Here is an 18,935-nt window from a genome sequence, read left to right on the forward strand (position 1 = left end):
CCAAGATGAGCTGCTTCAGGCCCGAGGTGCTCCTCGAAGTCGGGCGCACCGACCGGCAACCGGCCCCCGTAGAGGACGCGGGGCCGGGACACTGAAGGCATGCACGACACACCTTTCGCCGGCGGCGCCGGTTCCGGGACCGGCGACCGCGCGGCCGAGGACGCGGCCGCGCCCGCGGAGGACCGGGCCGCACCAGGCGCCGCCGCGGCGGCCCGTGGTACTCGGGCCTCCGGGGTGACCACCGCGGGGCGGCGTCCGGTGGGAGTCGGCGTCGGCCGGTTGCGGTCCGTGCTGGTTGCCCCGTTCACCCGTCGTGCCTGGGCCGAGGCCGCTTACTGTCTGGCCGGCTTCCCCGTCGCCGTAGTCGGATTCGTCCTCGTGCTTGTCCTGCTCGCGCTCGGCACCGGCCTCACCGTCTCCCTCATCGGTGCCGTCCTCGGGCTGCTGCTCGTCGTCACGTCGGCCGCTCTCGCCCGCGCCTTCGCCGCCGTGCACCGCGGGCTGGCCGCCAAGCTGCTGGGGGAGAGGGTGCCGGCACCGCCGCCCCTCAGGCCCGCCGGCAGGGCCTTCGCACGGTTGGACGCGCGGCTGCGGGACGCCGCCGGATGGCGCTCGGTGGCGTACGTACTGGTCAAGCTTCCTGTCGCCGCGCTGGAGCTGTACGCCGTGGCCTGGTGGTTCACCGGCCTGCTCAACCTGTCGGCGCCGCTGCGCTGGGCCGCCTTCGGCCGGCGCCCGCAGCACGGCATGGAGGGCGCGCCGACCATCACCCCCATCCCGGTCGGCGACGGTGCCCCGCACAGCACCACCTTCGCCGGGACCTTCGTGCCCGCCGCGATCGGCGTCGCCACGCTCCTCGCGGCGCCCTGGTTCACGCGCGGCATCGTCGCCGTGGACCGCTGGCTGGTGCGCGCTCTGCTGGGACCGGGTGAACTCGCCCAGCGCGTACGGAACTTGGAGGAGACCCGCGCCCTCGCCGTGGACGACTCCGCGGCCCAGCTGCGGCGGCTGGAGCGGGACCTGCACGACGGTGCGCAGGTACGACTCGTCGCGCTGGCCATGAGCCTCGACATGGCGAAGGAGCGGCTGGGCGCGGAGGGCGAACCGGTCGCCGACCCCGAGCGGTTGCGCCGGCTGATCGAGACCGCCCACAGCAACGCCACCGAAGCCCTCACCGAGCTGCGCGACCTGGCCCGCGGCATCCACCCGCCCGTGCTGGACGACGGCCTGCCCGACGCGCTCGCGACGCTGGCGGCACGCAGCACCGTACCCGTGGAGCTGGCCGTGGACGTCCCCCGGCGGCCCACGCCGGCGATCGAGACGATCGCCTACTTCTGCGCCGCCGAACTGCTCACCAACGTCATCAAACACAGCGGTGCCCGCCGCGCGGTCCTCGGCGTCAGCCACGAGGAGGGCCTGTTGCGGCTGCGGGTCACGGACGACGGCCGAGGCGGCGCGACGCTCGGCGCGGGCAGCGGTCTGGCGGGCCTGCTGCAGCGGGTGCGCACGGTCGACGGCACCCTGGACATCACCAGCCCGGAGGGCGGACCGACCGCGGTGACGGTGGCATTGCCCCTGCACGCGTGAGCAACGATCACGGAGCGAGGCCGTGAGAGCATGCCCCTATGCGCGTCGTGATCGCCGAAGATGCCGCGGTGCTACGGGAGTTGCTGGCCGCGATGCTCACCGAGCGCGGCCATGAGGTGTGCGCCGCCGTCGGTGACGCCGACGCGCTGCGAGCGGCCGTGGCCGGGCACCGGCCGGACGTCGGGGTCATCGACATCCGGATGCCGCCCACCCACACGGACGAGGGCCTGCACGCGGCCATCGACATCCGGCGGGAGCATCCCGGTACCGGGGTGATGCTCTTCTCCCAGTACATCGAGACCAAGTACGCCATGAGGCTGCTGGCCGCGGGCTCGGCCGGCGTCGGCTATCTGCTCAAGGACCGGGTCGCCAACGTGGCCGAGTTCACCGACGCCCTGACCAGGGTGGCGGCGGGCGGAACGGCCCTCGATCCCGAGGTCGTCACCCAACTCGCCGGTGCCGGCCGCCGGATCGAGGCACTCGAAACGCTGACGGCACGCGAGCGCGAGGTGCTGGCGCTGATGGCGGAGGGCCGGTCGAACGCCGCGATCGCTCACACGCTGACGGTGTCGGCCGGCACGGTGGAGAAGCATGTGGCCGCCGTCTTCGGCAAGTTGGGCCTCCCGGCGTCCGAGGACGCGAACCGGCGGGTGCTGGCGGTACTGCGCTACCTGGGCGCATGAGCAGCCGGACCTGATGGTCCGAACCCAACTGGTTCTCGGCTGAGAGATGTTCGCGCGTCCAGCTGCTGAGGCGCCGGTTCACCCCAGCTCCTGGGCGCCCCCACCCGCCGGCGGCCGGCAGGCTCAGCGTCCGGCGCGCACCCCGTCCAGCGCGATGGCAAGCACCCGGTCCCGCTGGGCGTCGTCGCCGAAGACCGTCCCGGTGACGCCCGCGACCAACCGCAGCAGGTCGCTGAAGTCCATGTCCTTGCGGGCCACGCCCGCCTCCTGCGCCCGCTCGAAGAGCGGGCCGCCTGCCGCGTACATCGACTCGCGGCAGGCGTCGAAGATCTCGGACTCGTCGTCGAGCGCCTCGCGCACGGCCCGCTTGGTCACCATGTAGCCCGTGAACCGGGCCAGCCAGGAGGTCAGGGCCTCCCACGGCTCCAGGTCGGCGACCTCCTCGGCGACCCGGACGAGTTCGTTGACCTCGTCCGCGTACACGGTCTCGAACAGTTCGCGACGGGACGGGAAGTTCCGGTACAGCGTGCCGATGCCGACCCCCGCGCGACGCGCGATGTCCTCCAGGGACGCCTCGGCGCCGTGCACGGCGAACGCCTCGCGCGCAGCGGTCAGCAGGGCGTCGTAATTGCGCGCGGCGTCCTTGCGATGGGGGCGCTTGGACGCCACGAGCTCACGGACGGGGAACGGCTGGGCCGACACTGCTGCCTCCCGGGGCGGTACGAGGTTGAACCGGAGGTGTGCCTCCGGTACAGTGGAGGGGTACCTCCACTTTAGCAGTGCGGGTGCGCTCGCCGTGGATGCGTGCGGCCGCACGCATCGGCGACGCCTTCACCTCTGCCTCCATTTCCAGCTCCATCTCCACCACCTTTCCGCGACCGCTCACCACCGCGGCCGTCGGCGTGCCCGCTGCCGTCCCATCGGCACTCCGGGTCCGTACGACCGTGGCCCGAGATCCTCGGCCGCACCCCGTTCGTTCGGAGAGGCCCTCCATGCCCCGCAAGTCCGCCCGTCTCACCTTCGCGGTCCTCGCGACCGGTGCCGGTGTATTCGCCATGCTGCAGTCGCTGATCGCGCCGGCCCTGCCGACCGTCCAGCACGCCATGCACACCTCACAGTCCACAGCGACCTGGGTGATGACGGCCTATCTGCTGTCCGCCTCCGTCTTCACCCCGATCCTCGGCCGCGTCGGCGACCTGATCGGCAAGAAGCGCACCCTCGTCGCCGTCCTGCTCGTCGTCCTGCTCGGCTGTCTGCTCGCCGCGCTCGCCCCGAACATCGGTGCACTGATCGTCGCCCGCGTCGTCCAGGGCGTCGGCGGCGCGCTCTTCCCGCTCTCCTTCGGCATCATCCGGGACGAGTTCGCCGCGTCCGAGGTCCCGGGCAGCATCAGCAACCTGTCCGCCGTGATCGCCGCGGGCGGCGGCGTCGGCATCGTCGCGGCCGGCCCGATCGTGTCCGCGCTCGACTACCGGTGGCTGTTCTGGATCCCGGTCGCGGTCGTGGCGGTCACCGCTCTGATAGCCCTGCGCTATGTGCCCGAGTCGCCCAACCGGGCGGAGGGGAAGGTCAGTTGGCTGGGCGCTGGTCTGCTGTCGGCCTGGCTGGTGGCGCTGCTGCTGCCGCTGAGCCAGGCGAGCGTGTGGGGCTGGGGATCGGTGAAGACCGTCGGCCTGTTCGCCGCGGCGGTCGTCCTGTTCACCGCATGGCTGCTCGCCGAGGCCCGCTCCCGCACCCCGCTGATCGACCTGCGCGTCATGCGGCTGCCGGCCGTGTGGACCACCAACGCCGCGGCCCTGCTGTTCGGCGCCGGCATGTACGCGCTCTGGTCCTTCCTGCCCGGCTTCGTCCAGACGCCGAGCTCCGCGGGCTACGGCTTCGGCGCGAGCGTCACGGCCTCCGGGTTGCTCATGCTGCCCATGCTGGTGGCGATGTTCTTCTCGGGCATCCTGAGCGGCCGCCTGGCGCCTGTCGTGGGTGCGAAGGCGCTGCTGACGACCGGTGCCGCACTCGGCGCCCTCGCCCTCGGCCTGCTCGCCGCCCTCCACGACCAGCAATGGCAGATCGCCCTGGTCTCCGGCGTGTTCGGCCTCGGTATCGGCCTGGCCTTCGCCTCCATGGCCAATCTGATCGTCGGCAGCGTCCCGGCCTCCCAGACCGGCGCCGCGACCGGCATGAACGCCAACATCCGCACCATCGGCGGTTCCCTCGGCGCCGCGGTGACCAGCGTCCTGGTCACCGGCCACCTCCAGCCTTCGGGCCTGCCGTACGCCTCCGGCTACACCCACGGCTTCGCCCTGCTGGCGGTCCTGTGCCTGGCGGCGGCACTGGCGGCGCTGCTGGTGCCGGTACAGCGCCCGGGCCGCCTCGCGGGGACACCGCGGGCCGCCTCCGAGGCACCGGCGGCTCCGGAGCCGGTGGCGCCGGGCACCCGAGGCTGACGTCCACGGAGGCGACCCGGATCCACCGGGCCGCCTCCGCCGCGGAGGTCCGGCCGCAGGGACGGTCACAGGGCCTGGTGAGAACACCGGTGTACGTACGGTAAAGTTGACCTGCGCGATCACGCGGTTCACCGCGGAAGCGCACCGGGACGTGGCGCAGCTTGGTAGCGCACTTGACTGGGGGTCAAGGGGTCGCAGGTTCAAATCCTGTCGTCCCGACTGGAGACAGTCGCAAGGTCAGGGCCGGTTTCGGAGACATCCGGAACCGGCCCTTGACCATTGTTGGGGACCAGTTGGGGACCAGTTGGGGACCGGCGTCCTTGACCGAGGTCAGCGGGTCACGACGATCGGACTCGGCAGTGAGCGTGGTGCGCGCAGCACGCTGAGGTGCGCGGAGAGCGCCGCCCCGGCGGCCGTGATCTTGTGTACGTCCGGGTGCAGGTAGCGCTGAGTGGTGGTCAGGGATCCGTGGCCGGCGATGCGTCGCAGGACGTGGACCTGCACGCCTGCGTCGGCGAACCAGGTCAGTCCGGTGTGCCGGAGGTCGTGGCGGCGCAGGTGCTCGTAGCCGAGCTTGGTGACCACGTCGTCCCAGTGTGTGGCGTCGCGCAGGACGGCGGTGGAGATGCGTCCGCCGCGCGGGCCGGTGAACAGGCGGGCGTCGGGATTCGGGGCGGCGGACAGGACGCGCTGGGCGACGAGGGGGCGGATCTCATCGACGAGGGAACCTTGCGGGCCCGCTTGCCCTTGGTGCCCTTGTCGGTCAGTCCGCCGGGCGCGGGTGTGGTCTGGCGTCGAACGGTCCAGATCCACTGGGTGGTGTCGATGTAAGCGCCGCGACTGGCTCTGAGCCGCCCGGCGCCCGGCACATGGCTCGTACCCGTCCGTGTCATGGCGTGTTCAGAGCGTCACTTGATCGGCACTGTTTCAGCACCTGCCCCGCCGTACGATCGACCGCCCGTCAAGTGACCGTCGAAAGGCAAGAGCCCCCGGCATGGCGTACACAGCTCAAGAGCAACAAACCGCGTCCCTGGCAGATCTGTCGTTCGAGGCTTTCGGTGTGATGACGGCTCGGCGCGGGGCCGAGCAGGTGCCTCTCGGTCCTCCACGGCACCGGGCCGTGCTGGGACTGCTGCTGATCCGGCTGGGCCAGGTGGTGCCCGCCGATCAGCTCGTCGACGAACTGTGGGGCGACAGCCTCCCCAGACGCCCGCAGGCCACCCTGCAGACGTACCTGTCCCACCTGCGGCGGGTGCTGACGGGGCGGCACGGGCCGATCGCCCCGCTGCGCTACCAGGCCCCCGGGTACGTCCTGACGGTGGAGCCGGGCACGTTCGACCTGTCCCGGTTCGAGAGCCTCGTCTCCCAGGGGCAGCGCCATGTGGCCGACAGCCGGCTCCAGGACGCCCGCGACGTGTTCGACAAGGCGCTGCGATTATGGCGGGCCGACCCCTTCCTGGACCTCGCGGCCTACACCCCGCTCGCGGAGGAGGCCGCCCGCCTGAGCCTCCTGCGGACCACCGCCGTCGCGGCCCACGCCGACACGCTCCTCGCGCTCGGCGAGGCCGGTGACGCCGTCGCGCTGCTGCGCCGCGAGGTGTCCCTCCAGCCCACCGACGAACGCCTGGTCGGCAGCCTCATGACGGGCCTGTACCGCCTGGGCCGGCAGGCCGAGGCGCTCCAGCTGTACGACCGGACGCGCGCCTACCTCTCCGAGGAACTCGGGGTCGCCCCGGCCCGCGAGCTCCAGCGCGTCCATCTCGCCCTGCTGCGCCACGAACTCGACGACCAGACGCCCGCCCCGGCCGCCGTCGAGGTACGCGTCCGGCCCGGCACCGTGGCCGAGCGGGAGGCGGAGGGGCCCGCGCCGGCGGACGGTCCGGCGGCCGTCCCCGAGGCCGGACAGCGGGATACGGCACCGGCGGCCTGGTCCGCCTTCCCCTGCCGCGACGACGCCCTCGACGCTTTGCGGTCGTCCATCACCGGCGCCCTGCGCGGCAGCGGGCACACCACCGCCGTCGTCGGCGAGGCGGGCGTCGGCAAGACCGAACTGGTGGCGCGGGCCACGGATCAGGCGCAGCCGCCGCACCCGCAGGCGGAGGTGATCCGCGTCAACTGCCGCGGCAGCGAGGGGATGCCCGCCGGCTGGGTGTGGCAGCAGGTGCTGCGGCGGCTCGAAATCCTGTACGGGGTGTCCTTCGACGACCTGCGCAAGCAGTGCGCAGAACGGCATCCGATGACAACGCTGTCGGTACCCCCCTCGGACCAGATGGACTTCCTCGCCCAGGACGTGCTGTGCGAGGCGATCCTCCAGTGCGCCGACGACAGCCCGCTTCTGCTCGTCCTCGAAGACGTGCACCGGGCGGACCGGCTCACGCTCGACGTGCTGGGACTGTTCAGCAGCCGCACACAGGGGCGGCCCGTCAGCGTGGTGATCACGGTCCGCGAACCCGGTCTCGGGGCCGGGCCCGACACCGACGGCCCGCTCGTCGACCTCCTGGCCGACTCCCGCACCAAGGTCGTGCACCTGGACAACCTGACCGAGGACTACGTCCGGGCCGCGGTCACGGCCCAGGCCGGGCCCGGCGTCGACGCGTCCGTCGTACGGGCGCTGTACGAGCGCAGCGCCGGCAACCCCTACCTCCTCGACCAGTTGCTCGCCGACGCCGGCGGGGCGCGGCGCCTGCGCGACCCCCGTGCCGCCGACGTCGTCCGCGCCGGGATCCCGACGGGCGTCCGCAGCATGCTGCGCCGGCGGTTCGCCGAGCTGCCCCCGCGCGTCCTGCACCTCCTCCAGTGCTGCGCCGTGCTCGGCGGCGAGGCGGCGCTGGCCTCGCTGACCGCCATGCTGGACGACGGCGGGGCCGGCCACGACGTCCTGGAAGAGGTCCTGGGGACCGGGCTCATGCGCAGCGACCCCGACGACCCGCACCGGCTCGTCTTCCGCTACGGCCTCATCCGCGATGTCCTCCTGGCGGAGCTGCGCTGCCAGGAGCGGGCGGCCCTGCACGCGCGCGCCGTCGGCGTGCTCGGCGCCCGCCACGGCGGCTCCCCCGAGGTGAGCGAGCAAATGGCCGAGCACGCCTGGCAGGCCGTGCTGGCCCTGCCGGCCGAGGACGTGCTGCCGCACCTCAGGCGCGCCGGCGAACAGGCCATCGGCGACGGCGACTACCGGCGCGCGCAGACCTGGTTCGAGCACGCGCACACTTTGCTCTGCGCCTCGCCCCGGGACGGTGACGCGGCAACCGAGCAGACGCTGGACCTGCGCGCCACGCTCCTCTACACGGTGAGCATCACCCGCGGTTACGGCGACCGGCAGGTGGAGGCCGAGGCCGGGCGCATCCGGAAGCTGTCCGCCGCCACGGCGGGCCGGACCACCGAGGAGGGCGCCATGCTGCTGCAGCAGTTCGCGGCCGAACTGGTCACCGGCCGGCACGCCGAGGGCGCCCGGCACGTGGAGCAGCTGCGCGCCCTCGCCGAGCGGTCCGGCGCCCCGGAGATCCGGTTCTACGAGCGGATCGCGCGCGGGCTGATCCAGCTGCCCAGCGAGACCGCCGACGCGCTCACCTCCCTGACCGAGGCGGAGCGAATGGCCGAGAAGCTGACGCCCGAACAGCGGGACGGCATGATCCGCCGCTCCCAGCACGACCCGCGGTTCCTGGCCACGAACCATCGCGTCCTCACCCTGTGGCTGCTCGGCGCCACCGACGAGGCGCGGGCGCTGTGCGAGGAGCTGCTCGTGGCCACCGGCCGGGACGGCACGCCGGTCGACCATGCGAGCGCGTACTACTTCCACTCCCTGATAGCGGCCCTGGGCGAGGACCCCCACGGGGCGGCGGCCTCCAGCGGCCGGGGCCTGGACATCGCCCGCGCCCACGGGCTGAGCCACTGGACCGCCATGCTCCAGGTGTGCCGGAGCTGGGCGCTCCAGCAGACCGGCGAGGCCGCCGCGCTCGACAGCCTGGAGTCGGCGGTCGCCGAGCTGCGCGAGCGGCGGCTGCTCATCCGGCTGCCGCTCCACCTGGGCCTGCTGGCCCACGCCCAGCACAGCAGCGGGGCGGTCGAGGACGCCAGGCGGACGCTGCGGTCGTCGGCCGCGGAGGTCAGGTCCCGCGGGGAGTTCGCCTATGTGAGCCGCACTCTGCCGTTCACCCGGCTGTGTCCCCTGACGTCCGTTTCGTAGCGGCCGGGTCGTCGGCTCCTTCGCCTCTCAGCCGGGCGCGGGCCTGTCCGGCCTCGGGGTGGCCGAGTCCGTCGAGGATCCGCACCGCCTCCCGCCACAGGGGCAGGGCGGCGGCGCGGTTTCCCCGGGCCTCGTGGGTGTCTCCCATGTGCAGGAGGGTGTCGGCCTCCAGGTAGCGGTCGTTCATGTGCTGGTAGAACTTCAGGGCGCGCTCGTAACAGCGGAGGGCTTCCTCGTGGTGGCCCAGGTGGTGGTGGGCGTAGCCGAGGCTGTCCCAGGCCGCGGCCTCGCCGGTGGCGTCGCCGCTCCCCTTGTGCAGGGCCACCGCCTTGGCGCACACGGCCACGGCCTGCTGGTAGGCGCCGTTCAGGATGTGGGTCCAACCCGTCTCGTTGAGGACGAGCGCCTGTCCGGTGCAGTTGCCGACCGCCCGGTACAGGTCGAGGGCCTGCGCGTAGTGGCGCAGGGCCGCGTCGTGGTCGTCGCGGACGTTGGCCAGGAAGGCCAGCGACCGGTGCGTGCGGGCCTGGCCGCCCTGATCGCCGAGTCCGGTGAACAGGGCCATCGCTTCCTGGAGTTCGGTGTGGGCCCGGTCGTCCTGGGCGAGGCGCCCGTACGCGAATCCCAGGGCCCGGCGGGCCTTCGCCTCGCGGCGCCGGTCCTGGAGCGCGAGGGCGGCGTCCACGGCGATGGACTGGACGTCGATCTGGTCCTGCCAGCGGCCCCTGCGGTCCAGGTACAGCTCCAGGGTCTGGGCCAGCAGCCAGGCGCGGTCCGGGTAGCCCGTGCTCCCGGCCCGCTCCACGGTGGCCAGCAGCACGGGCAGTTCCCGCTCCAGCCAGGCGGCGGCCGAGGCCGGGTCGGTGAGGGGCTCCAGTTCGACGCCCGGTTCGGCGGGGGCGTCGGGGGCGGCGTCGATGCGGTCGGGGGTCAGTGCGGTCGTGGCGGCGTGGGCGCCGTGGACGTAGTGGTCGAGCAGCCGCCGTACGGCTGCTGCGCGCGTGTCGGCGTCGTCGTGGTCCTGGAGCTGCTCGGACGCGTAGATCTTGAGCATGTCGTGGAAGACGAAGCGGTTCGGCAGCGGCCGGATCATCAGGTGGGCGTCGGCGAGTTTGGCCAGCAGCGTCGTGGTCCGGCGCGGCGGCAGCGCGGCCAGGCTCGCCGCGGCCGAGGCGGACAGGTCCGGTCCGGGGTGCAGGGACAGCAGCCGCAGGAGCCTGGCCGCCTCGGGGCCGAGGCCGTCGAGGGACCAGGAGAAGACGGTGCGCAGGTCGGTGTAGGGGTCGTCGTCGGCGAAGGCGTCGAGGCTGTCGTGGTCGGCCCGGAGTTCGGCGGCGATGGAGGCGAGGGAGAAGCCGGGCAGGGTGGCCGCGCGCGCCGCGATGACCGCGAGGGCGAGAGGCAGGCGGTGGCAGAACTCCACGATCGCGTCGACGGCCTCGGGTTCGGCGGCGGTGCGGTCCTGGCCCAGGTGGCGCGCGAGGACCTCACGGGACTCCGCCTCGCTGAGTGGGCCGAGGATCAGGGGGGCGGCTCCGTGGGTGGCGACGAGGCCGCGCAGCTGGGTGCGGCTGGTGATGACGACGAGGCAGGTGCAGCTGCCCGGCAGCAGGGGGCGTACGTGCTGCGAGTCGCGGGCGTTGTCGAGGACGATCAAAACCCGGCGGTCCGCGAGGATGCTCCGGTACAGGGCCATCTGGGAGTCGAGGTCGGCGGGCAGGTGGCGGGCGGAGACGCCGAGGGCGATGAGGAACGAGCGCAGGGCCTCGGCGGCGGTGACGCAGGGTCCGCTCGCGTCGAAGCCGCGGAGGTTGACGTAGAGCTGGCCGTCGGGGAACCGGGGCGCGAGGCGGTGGGCGAGGTGCACGGCGAGGGTCGTCTTGCCCACGCCGGCCATTCCCTCGATAGTGTTGATCACCGCCGAGCTGGTCGCGGAGGCTTCGTCGAGCTTGTCGAGGGCGCTGGTGATCCGGGCCAGTTCGTCCCGGCGGCCGACGAAGGTGCGTAGGTCCAGCGGGAGTTGGGTGGGACGGACCGTAGCCGGCGCGTTCGGCGGCGCGGGGTTCTCCGCCGGCGGGGCTTCCCGGCGCTCGTCCTTCGGTGTCGCGGCCTGTTCCGAGCTGCGCAGTAGGCTCGCGTGGGCAAGGCGGAGCTCGCGGCCCGGCTCGATGCCGAGCTCGTTCTTCAGCCGCAGGCTCATCTCCTGGAACAGGCCGAACGCCTCCGCCTGACGCCCCGTCCGGGCGAGCGCCTGGATCAGCCGGGCGTGCACCGCCTCGTCCAGCGGGTACTGCGCGATCGCCCGTTGCAGCAGGGGCAGGACCGGGGCGGGTGTGCCCAGCGCCAGCATCAGGTCGGCGCCCTCGCGCAGGGCCGCCAGGTGTTCGCTGTCGACGGCGGAGAACAGGGGGTGCACCCGGATGTCCGGGGAGACTCCTTGCGCTGCTTCTCCGCGCCAGAGGGAGAGGGCCTGGGTGTAGAGCTCGGCGGCGGCGCTCACCTCGCCGTCGTCGGTGGCGTTGCGGGCGCGGGCGAGAAGTTCACGGAAGCGCGGCAGGTCGAGGGTGGTGGCGTCGGCGTCGATGCCGTACCCCCCGGCGCGGCGCACCAGCACGGCGCCCGGGGCGCGGGGCGGGAGGTCGGGCTCCAGCAGTTTCCGCAAGGAGCCGATGTGGCGGTGGACGACGTTCACGGCGCTGTTCGGAGGGTCGCCGTGCCACAGGACGTCGACGATCTGGCTCAGGCCGACGGTCTCTCCGGCGTGCAGCAGGAGCAACGCCAGTAAGGCGCGCTGCTTCGGTGGTCCGAGGGGTAACTCGGCGCCTCGCCGCCACACTTTGACCGACCCCAGGACCGCGAACCGCACGTGATGATCCTGGTCTTCTCTCATCTTCACTGGTCCCGGTAGGAGGATCTCGAACGCTCCAACCCTAGTTCGTGATCTTCCTCGCCGTGCGGCCCGTCAACGAGGGTGGCTGGTCCGGGACGGGTGGTCGTAGCGCCGTTCGTTGTAACTGAGCATGTCGAGGAGGCCCCGGGCGGTGAGCCGCTGCCGGTTCCTGGCCAGATCGCGCGCCCGGGGAATCGGCACCCCTGCGGGGTCGGCCCAGGTGAGCCGGCCACGGTCGTCGATGCGGGCCCGGCAGCGGTTCGCGTTGTCCTGGTGTAGGCAGAACGGGATGTCGAGGTGCCCGAGGGCGAACGCGCGGACGAGCGCCTTTCCGACATCGCTGCCGAGGGTCAGCGTGTGCGTGATGATTGCCTGGGCCTCCTCGTAGATCCCGGAGTCCGGAATTCCGGCCGGTTCGGCCACCGCCTCCCGCTCGGCCGCCCTCGCGGCGCGTTCCAGGGCGTCGACGTTCTCCGTGATCGACGGGATTCTGCTGGCCTCCACCGCGGTCTTGACGATCAGCCGCTCGGTCCCGGATCTGGCGGCGAGCCTCGCACTCGCTTCGAGCAGCCCGTACGCCCCCTGTCGGCTGCGGGGATAAACGCCCATGTAGGTGTACAGGACGGCGTGCCAGTCGGTGTCTCCGAGCCATTCCTTCGCCAGCGCGCGCAGGGCGTGGATCGCCTCGATGTCCTGTTGCTGATTCGTCTGCTGGGCGTAGCTGACGGAAATGTCCCGCAGTCCGTGTTCGCGGAAGAACAAGCCTTCCAGAATGCTCAGGGAGATCAGCAGGCTCGGCGGGCACAACTGTCCCAGCATGCAGCCGCCGAAACTCTCCAGATGCACCGGTTCGCTGATTCCCGCGAGCATCTCGCAGCATTCCGCCCAGGCGTCGACGGCTTGTGCCAGAGGGGCGCGGCTGTACGGCAGACAGTAGGAGACAGGGCCGCCTTCGGTGGCGTCGGCGCCGGCCGCCACCAGTCCCTCGAACAACTCGCGGGGCAACGCCGAGCCGTGCCTCACCTGCACCGGGAAGTCGTCGCCCGCGATCCCGGCGAGCACCTCGCGGGTCACCGCCGCGCCGTGGGCCACCAGCGGGAACCCGTTGAGGTCCGCGCCCTTCTCCAGAGCGAGATGGGCCGAGGCGTGATCGTTCACCCGTGTGTAGCTGTCGACGGTGATGGTGCCCACTGTGGCCGCGTCGACGTTCCTGACCGCATCGAGTCCCGCGCGCATCTGCTCGACCGTGCCGAACCCCATGCGCGGCTGGACGACCAGTTTCCCCTCGCTCGACGCCCGCCGGACGAACCGGGTGAAGCGTCCGGGTCCGGTAGGAGGTGCCATCAGGTACTCCGGATTTCCGTAGAGGCGACGCGTTTCGGCGCGGGCGTGCCCAGTCCGAGGCAGTCGAGGAACCGGTCGAGATCGGCGTCCGCCTCGAACACCGCGTCGAAGCCGTTCGCGACCAGTTCCGCCCGGGACCCCGCGTGCCGGGAACCGTGGACGCCGAGCTTTCCCCCGATGACGACTTTCATGGGGGCGAGCCCCGAATGCCCGCGAATCTTTCTGATCAGCCGTAGGCCGTCGATATGGCCGTGCCCGTTGACCGTGCTGATGACCAAGGCGTCCGGACGGATTCTGAGGCATTCGGACATGACCAGTTCGTCCGGAGTGCACGCGCCGAGGTTGACCACCTGTCCGCCGTTCTCCTCAAGCAATAACTGGAGAAAAACGAGGTTCCACATGTGGGAATCCGACGAAACACTGGTCACGACGAATGTCCTTCCGTTTCCACGGGAAACGGAATTCACGGGCGGTTCATCTCGGCCGCTGCCAGGAACGCGTCATTGTCCTCCGCGGTTCCTGTCGTCACGCGCACGCCATCACCCGGATAGGGCCGTACGTCGACTCCGGCCGACGCGCACGCGGCGGCGAACTCCTGGGCACGAGCGCCGAGCGGCAGCCAGAGGAAGTTCGCCTCCGAGGGCGGCACGTCGAATCCCAGGGCGAGCAGCGCGGCGCGGACGCGGTCCCGTTCGGCGGCCGTGTCCTGGACGCGGCCGAGGAGCTCCTTCTCCGCCGCCAGCGACGCGACGGCGGCGGCCTGGGCGACGTCGCTGACGCTCAACGGCATGACCATGCGCTGGACGCGGGAGATCAGGCCGGGCTCCGCGAGCAGGTAGCCGACGCGCAGGCCGGCGAGGCCGTACGCCTTGGAGAAGGTGCGGGCGACGATCAGGTTCGGCCACGAGGTGAGCAGGCGGGCACCGAGGCCGGGGTCCCGCGCGTATTCGCAGTACGCCTCGTCGAGCACGACCAGGCACGTGCGCGGGACGGCGTCGCGGAACCGCAGGAGGTCGGCCTCGCCCGACGCGGTGCCGGTGGGGTTGTTGGGGTTGCAGAGCAGCACCAGGCGGGTGTGCTCGTCGACCGCCGCGGCCAGGGCGTCGAGGTCGTGCCCGTCGTCGGCCAGCGGGACGCGTACCGTGCGGAATCCGGCGAGGTCCGCGAGCACCTCGTAGCCGTCGAAGGACGGCCACGAGTAGGCGACGGCTGCTTCCGGTTCGACGGTCACCGTGAGCAGTGCCTGGAGGAGCGTGATCGATCCGGCGCCCACCGCGACGCGGTCCGGGGAGAGATCGTAGTGCCGGGCGAGTGCGGCGCGCAGCGCTCCGCAGGCCGGGTCCGGGTACCGGTTGGCCTCGGCGGCGGCGCGGGTGATCGCGTCCAGCACGGACTCGGGGGGCTGGAACGGGGTTTCGTTGCGGGCGAGTTGGTGGGCGGGGGCGGGGCGGTCGGGGTGGAAGCCCTCCTCGCCGCCGAGCAGCCGGGCGAGCCCGGCGTCCTGGGGAGCTCCCCCTCCGATGCGCTTCTCCAGGAACTCGGCGATGTCCGCCAGTGTCTTGAGGCCGAACAGGTCCTCGTCGGCGATGGTGACGCCGAGGCGCTGGCTGAGCGCCAGGGAGAGTTCGAAGGTGGCGAGGGAGTCCAGGCCCGCGTCCTCGCGGCTCGCGTCCGGGGACACATGGTCGGCCTCCACCTCCAGCTCCTCGATCATGATCGTCTTCAGCAGTTCGTACACGGGTCCTCCGGTCCGATCGCCGGGCCGCTACGCGTCGGCCGGCTTCCTTCGGGGCGTCTTCCAGCGCTCGGGCACCGCGTTGGTCCGGTGCTCCCAGACGACGTTGTCGTCCCACCACTCCTCGATCCGCCGCAGCTCCGCCCCGGTGTCCGGCTCGGTGAGCCGGAAGACCATCTCGGCGACGGGCCGGCCGAGTCCGGGGGAGCTGCCGTAGAGGCGTCCGACGTCGCCGCAGGGCCGGTAGCTCACCGTCCCCGGCAGCGGGCACGTGTCGGGCAGCGCGCGCAGGACTCCCTTGGCCGGCGGGAACCAGACGAAGCCGAGCCGTTCGCCGGTCGGGCGGATCTCGACATGGTCACCGCGTCCGGCCTGGCCGAGCAGGCTCGCGCCGTAGAAGTTCATATCCAGCACGGCTTCGTGGACGTCGGTGACGAGGGCCGCGCCCGCCCGGCAGGCGATCTCGCAGACGACCACGCGGTCGTCGGCGGTGTGGAACAGTTCGAGGTGGAAGGCGCACAGGTCGGGTACGGCGGGCAGCGCGGCCACGACCTGCCGCGCGGTGCTGCGCAGCCGCTCGGACAGGGGGTGCTCGTCGGGCATCATCCCCGTCATGGTCGGGGCGTCGTAGGCGACCGAGAACCAGTCGGAGTACAGGTTGCGGGAGGGCACCGCCAGCACCACCTCGCCGTCCTTCATGAGGCCGTTGACGTGGTAGAAGTCGCCCTCGACCCAGGCTTCGGCCAGCCGGGGGGTTCCGGTGGCACGCTCCGGGAGGGCGCGCAGGTCCTCTTCGTCCATCAGGACCACGGTGCCGTTCGACGCGCCGGAGTCGAGTTCCTTGACGACGACCGGGAAGCCGACCTTCCACGTGAACTCGGCGAGTTCGTCGTTGGACCGGAACTTGCGCATGGGGGCGACGTCGATGCCCGCCGCCGCCAGGGTCGACTTCATGACGTGCTTGTCCCGGTACGCCGTGGCCGAGTCGAGGCTCTGGCCGGGCAGGCCGAGTTCGGCCCGCATGCGCGCCGCGCGCAGCACCTCGCGCTCGCCGAGCGACAGGATCCGGCGTACGCCGAACCGCCGGGCGAGGTCCAGGAGTTCGTCGTCCGGCAGCTCCCAGAGGTTGGGCACCACCTCCAGGTGGAGGAAGCGCTGTGCGTACGCGGCGATGTCGGCGGAGGGGATGTCCGCTCTCGTGGTCACCACGACCAGCTCCCGCGCGGCGTCGGGGAACCACTCGTGCAGGCGCGAGACGATCTCCTTGGTGTTCAGCAGGAGAAACGGCCCCTGTTCGGCCTTCATGTGCATCCTTCGATCAGTCGTCGTTTCACGGTCTTCCAGGCCGCTCGGGGAAGCCGGCCGCGCACGCGTCAGGCGTCCGTGCCGAAGTAGCGGTCCCCGAAGTCCCCGATGCCGGGCAGCATCCACGCGTCCTCGGTCAGCCGCTCCTCGATGGCGGAGGTCACGATCCGCACCCGCGGGTACTGCTCGCTGACGGCGGTGATGCCCTCGGGGACGGTGATGAAGTTGACGAAGACGATGTTCTCCTCGGGCACGCCGAGGTCCGTCAGCACCCGCAGCGCCGCCAGCGCGGTCCCGCCGGTCGCCATGACCGGGTCGAGCAGCAGGACGTGCCGCCGGGCGATGTCGGCGGGCAGGGCGGTGTAGTAGAGGCGGGCCTCTTTGGTCGTCTCGTCCCGCTGGATGAGGATCTTCCCGATCCTGATCCCCGGGCAGACGTCCCGCAGTTCGCCCTCCATGCTCTCCCCGGCGCGCACCACGGTGACCCCGCACAGCCCGGAGGCGAAGCGCAGCCCCTGGTAGGCGGCGCCGGTCGGGGTGCGGACCTCGTGCGGCTCGAAGGGCAGCAGGTCCATGCCCGCCTCGATCAGCAGGCGGATGATCCGGCGCGAGTAGCGGACGAAGTCCTCGCGGCGGGCGTCCCGGTCGCGGATCGCGGTGTGCAGGGCGCGCAGTTGGTCGGTCTGGGGCAGCAGACGGACGTTGGTGCCGAGGTACTTGTCGATCGAGGGGGCGGTCGGCGCGGTCATGGGGCAGCTCTCCTCAGGCCCTCGGAACGAATTTCACGGGAAGCGAGTCGAACCCCCACAGCAGGTTCGAGCGCAGGCGGCGGACCTGGCCGGCGAGTTCGGCGACCTCGACCCGCGCCAGGAGTTCCTCGAACATCACCGTGAGTTCGAGCTTGGCGAGCGAGGAGCCGATGCAGTAGTGGTTGCCCTGGATGAAGCCCAGATGGCGGTTGGGTTCGCGCTCGATGTCGAAGCGGTCGGGGTCGTCGAAGACCTTCTCGTCGCGGTTGGCCGAGGGCAGCCACGCGACGACGTGGTCCCCGGCGCTGATCAGCTCGCCGCCGAACTCGACGTCCTCGGTCGCGGTGCGCAGCGCGTGCATGACGGGCGAGGTGTAGCGCACGATCTCCTGGATCGCGGAGGGCATGAGGGCGGGCTCGTCGCGCAGGCGGTGCCACTGGTCCGGGTTGTCGATGAGGGCGAGCAGTCCGCCGACAGTGGCGTGCCGGGTCGTCTCGTTGCCGCCGGAGACCAGGGCGTCGCAGTTGTAGAGGATCTCCTGGTCGGTCAGCGGGGCGCCGTCGATCTCGCCGCACACCAGGGCGCTCATGAGGTCGTCCTTCGGCTCCCGCCTGCGCTGCGCGGCGAGGTCCTGGAAGTGGAGCAGGATCTCGGTGTGGGCCTGGATCTTGCGCGCCTCCTCGGCCTCGTCGAGGGCGGTGGAGCTCCAGGCGAAGCGGGTGCGCTCGACCATGAAGTCCCAGTCGGCGGGCGCGACGCCGAGCATGTCGCAGATGACCGAGACCGGCAGTTTCTGGGCGACGCTCGTGAACTCGCACTCCCCTGCGGCCAGCGCCTCGTCGATGGCCTTGGCGGCCGTCCTGCGCATGGTGGCCTCCAGCCGGCTCACCATGCGCGGGGTGAACGCCGAGCTGACGACCTTGCGGATCTTGTCGTGCCGGGGCGGGTCGGTGATGTTGAGCATCTTGCCGGCCGCGGCGGCGAGGACCTGCGGGTCGGAGTCGAGGCGCATCCCGTTCTGGGAGCTGAACACGCGGGCGTCGGTCAGCATGTCCGTGCACAGGCCGTGGGTCATCACCGCCCAGAAGTGCTCCCCGTTGGCCCGCTCGTTGCGGTGGACGGGGTGTTCGGCGCGCAACCGCGACCAGACCGGTCCGGGGTCGGAGTCCCGGTACAGGAGCGGATCGGACAGGTCAACGTTCATCAGCTCTCCCGGTGTCGATCGTGGTGGCGGGACGGAGGACCTCGCGCAGGGCGTGCAGGACGTCGTCCGGGTGTTCTCCCAGGTAGAAGTGGCCGCCGGGGAAGGTGCGGAGCGTGAAGCGGCCCCGGGTCGCGCCGGCCCAGGCGCCCGCGTCGCCGACGCCGACCGCCTCGTCCTGGCGGCCCACGAACGCGGTGACGTCGGTCCGCAGGGGCGGGCCGCCGGCGCGCGGGACGTAGGACTGGACGATGCGGTAGTCGTGGCGGACCGCCGGCAGGAAGGCCGAGCGCATGTCCGGGTCGTCCAGCGGGCCCGCGTTGCCGGAGCCCAGCTCCTTGAGGAGGGCCACGAGCCGGTCGTCGTCCAGGAGGTGGGCGCCTTCCTGTCCGGCGAAGGGGCGCACCCGGCGGGGGGCGCCGCACCCCGAGACCACGAGGTGGCGTACGGCGCCGCCCCGGCTGCCGGCCGTGAGGCGGCGCAGGACCTCGTAGCCGACGACGGCGCCCATGCTGTGCCCGAAGAAGACGGTGGGCCGGTCGAGGAGTCCGCACAGCTCCTCGGTGACCCGGTCGGCGAGGGTGTGCAGGTCGGGCGGGAACTCCTCCCGGATCCGGTTCTCGCGGCCCGGGTACTGGACGGCCCACACCTCGGCCCCGGCGAGGTCCCGGCCGCCCCAGTCCCGGAAGTAGCTGGCCGCGCCCCCGGCGTGCGGGAAGCACACGAGCCGGGCCGGGGCCGAAGGCTCCGGCGGCCCGAAGGTGCGCAGCCAGGGGCTGTCGGGCCGCGCGGCGGCGATCTGTCGCGGTGCCACCGC

General features: G+C 72.1%; 13 protein-coding genes, 1 tRNA gene and 1 pseudogene. 5 read left to right on the forward strand and 10 right to left on the reverse strand.

What is annotated here, in order from left to right:
• The first annotated feature begins 99 nt into the window (after nucleotides 1-99).
• Together OG870_RS39795 and OG870_RS39800 are read left to right on the forward strand one after the other, a co-directional pair.
• Nucleotides 100-1,587 carry a sensor histidine kinase gene (locus tag OG870_RS39795; protein ID WP_266591825.1) on the forward strand — a complete coding sequence of 496 codons (1,488 nt, stop codon included), beginning with the start codon at nucleotides 100-102 and terminating at the stop codon, nucleotides 1,585-1,587.
• Between the two features lie 38 nt (nucleotides 1,588-1,625).
• Nucleotides 1,626-2,270: a response regulator transcription factor gene (locus OG870_RS39800; RefSeq protein ID WP_266529272.1), complete on the forward strand. Its 645-nt coding sequence runs from the start codon at nucleotides 1,626-1,628 to the stop codon at nucleotides 2,268-2,270.
• A gap of 123 nt (nucleotides 2,271-2,393) precedes the next feature.
• Here the strand turns inward: OG870_RS39800 and OG870_RS39805 are convergent, their stop codons facing one another.
• Nucleotides 2,394-2,972, reverse strand: coding sequence for a TetR/AcrR family transcriptional regulator (locus OG870_RS39805; RefSeq protein WP_266529269.1), 579 nt, complete (start codon nucleotides 2,970-2,972; stop codon nucleotides 2,394-2,396).
• 290 nt (nucleotides 2,973-3,262) lie between these two features.
• Here OG870_RS39805 and OG870_RS39810 point away from each other — a divergent pair, with 290 nt between their 5' ends.
• Together OG870_RS39810 and OG870_RS39815 are read left to right on the forward strand one after the other, a co-directional pair.
• Nucleotides 3,263-4,711, forward strand: a complete 1,449-nt coding sequence (locus tag OG870_RS39810; protein WP_266591827.1) for an MFS transporter — start codon at nucleotides 3,263-3,265, stop codon at nucleotides 4,709-4,711.
• A gap of 145 nt (nucleotides 4,712-4,856) precedes the next feature.
• Nucleotides 4,857-4,930: transfer RNA gene (locus tag OG870_RS39815), tRNA-Pro, on the forward strand.
• Nucleotides 4,931-5,041: 111 nt separating this feature from the next.
• Here OG870_RS39815 and OG870_RS39820 read toward each other — a convergent pair.
• Nucleotides 5,042-5,544, reverse strand: a pseudogene (locus OG870_RS39820) (tyrosine-type recombinase/integrase); the annotation flags it as partial.
• 161 nt (nucleotides 5,545-5,705) lie between these two features.
• Here OG870_RS39820 and OG870_RS39825 point away from each other — a divergent pair.
• Entirely contained in the window at nucleotides 5,706-8,894 is a 3,189-nt protein-coding gene (locus OG870_RS39825) for a BTAD domain-containing putative transcriptional regulator (RefSeq protein ID WP_266591831.1), read from the forward strand.
• On the opposite strand, the gene OG870_RS39830 is transcribed toward OG870_RS39825, so the two are convergent.
• From OG870_RS39830 to OG870_RS39865, 8 genes are all read right to left on the reverse strand, one after another.
• A complete protein-coding gene (locus OG870_RS39830; RefSeq protein WP_266591833.1) occupies nucleotides 8,860-11,784 on the reverse strand; it encodes an AfsR/SARP family transcriptional regulator in 2,925 nt (974 codons plus the stop codon). The genes OG870_RS39825 and OG870_RS39830 overlap by 35 nt on opposite strands.
• A 72-nt stretch (nucleotides 11,785-11,856) precedes the next feature.
• Nucleotides 11,857-13,128, reverse strand: a complete 1,272-nt coding sequence (locus tag OG870_RS39835; RefSeq protein ID WP_327691981.1) for a methylaspartate mutase — start codon at nucleotides 13,126-13,128, stop codon at nucleotides 11,857-11,859.
• Nucleotides 13,128-13,556: a cobalamin B12-binding domain-containing protein gene (locus OG870_RS39840; protein WP_266591837.1), complete on the reverse strand. Its 429-nt coding sequence runs from the start codon at nucleotides 13,554-13,556 to the stop codon at nucleotides 13,128-13,130. The genes OG870_RS39835 and OG870_RS39840 overlap by 1 nt, the downstream gene beginning before the upstream one ends.
• A gap of 35 nt (nucleotides 13,557-13,591) precedes the next feature.
• On the reverse strand, nucleotides 13,592-14,866 hold the full coding sequence (locus OG870_RS39845) for a histidinol-phosphate transaminase (RefSeq protein WP_327691982.1): 1,275 nt from the start codon (nucleotides 14,864-14,866) through the stop codon (nucleotides 13,592-13,594).
• Nucleotides 14,867-14,893: 27 nt separating this feature from the next.
• Nucleotides 14,894-16,168, reverse strand: coding sequence for an ATP-grasp domain-containing protein (locus tag OG870_RS39850; RefSeq protein WP_327691983.1), 1,275 nt, complete (start codon nucleotides 16,166-16,168; stop codon nucleotides 14,894-14,896).
• Between the two features lie 68 nt (nucleotides 16,169-16,236).
• Complete coding sequence (gene upp / locus OG870_RS39855; protein ID WP_266529234.1) at nucleotides 16,237-16,917, reverse strand: uracil phosphoribosyltransferase; 681 nt, start codon at nucleotides 16,915-16,917, stop codon at nucleotides 16,237-16,239.
• 13 nt (nucleotides 16,918-16,930) lie between these two features.
• Nucleotides 16,931-18,121 carry a cytochrome P450 gene (locus OG870_RS39860; protein WP_327691984.1) on the reverse strand — a complete coding sequence of 397 codons (1,191 nt, stop codon included), beginning with the start codon at nucleotides 18,119-18,121 and terminating at the stop codon, nucleotides 16,931-16,933.
• Nucleotides 18,111-18,932 carry a thioesterase II family protein gene (locus OG870_RS39865; RefSeq protein WP_327691985.1) on the reverse strand — a complete coding sequence of 274 codons (822 nt, stop codon included), beginning with the start codon at nucleotides 18,930-18,932 and terminating at the stop codon, nucleotides 18,111-18,113. Before OG870_RS39865 ends, OG870_RS39860 begins: the two co-directional genes overlap by 11 nt.
• Between the last annotated feature and the right edge of the window lie 3 nt (nucleotides 18,933-18,935).

Source organism: Streptomyces sp. NBC_00461 (assembly GCF_036013935.1).
GTDB lineage: Bacteria > Actinomycetota > Actinomycetes > Streptomycetales > Streptomycetaceae > Streptomyces.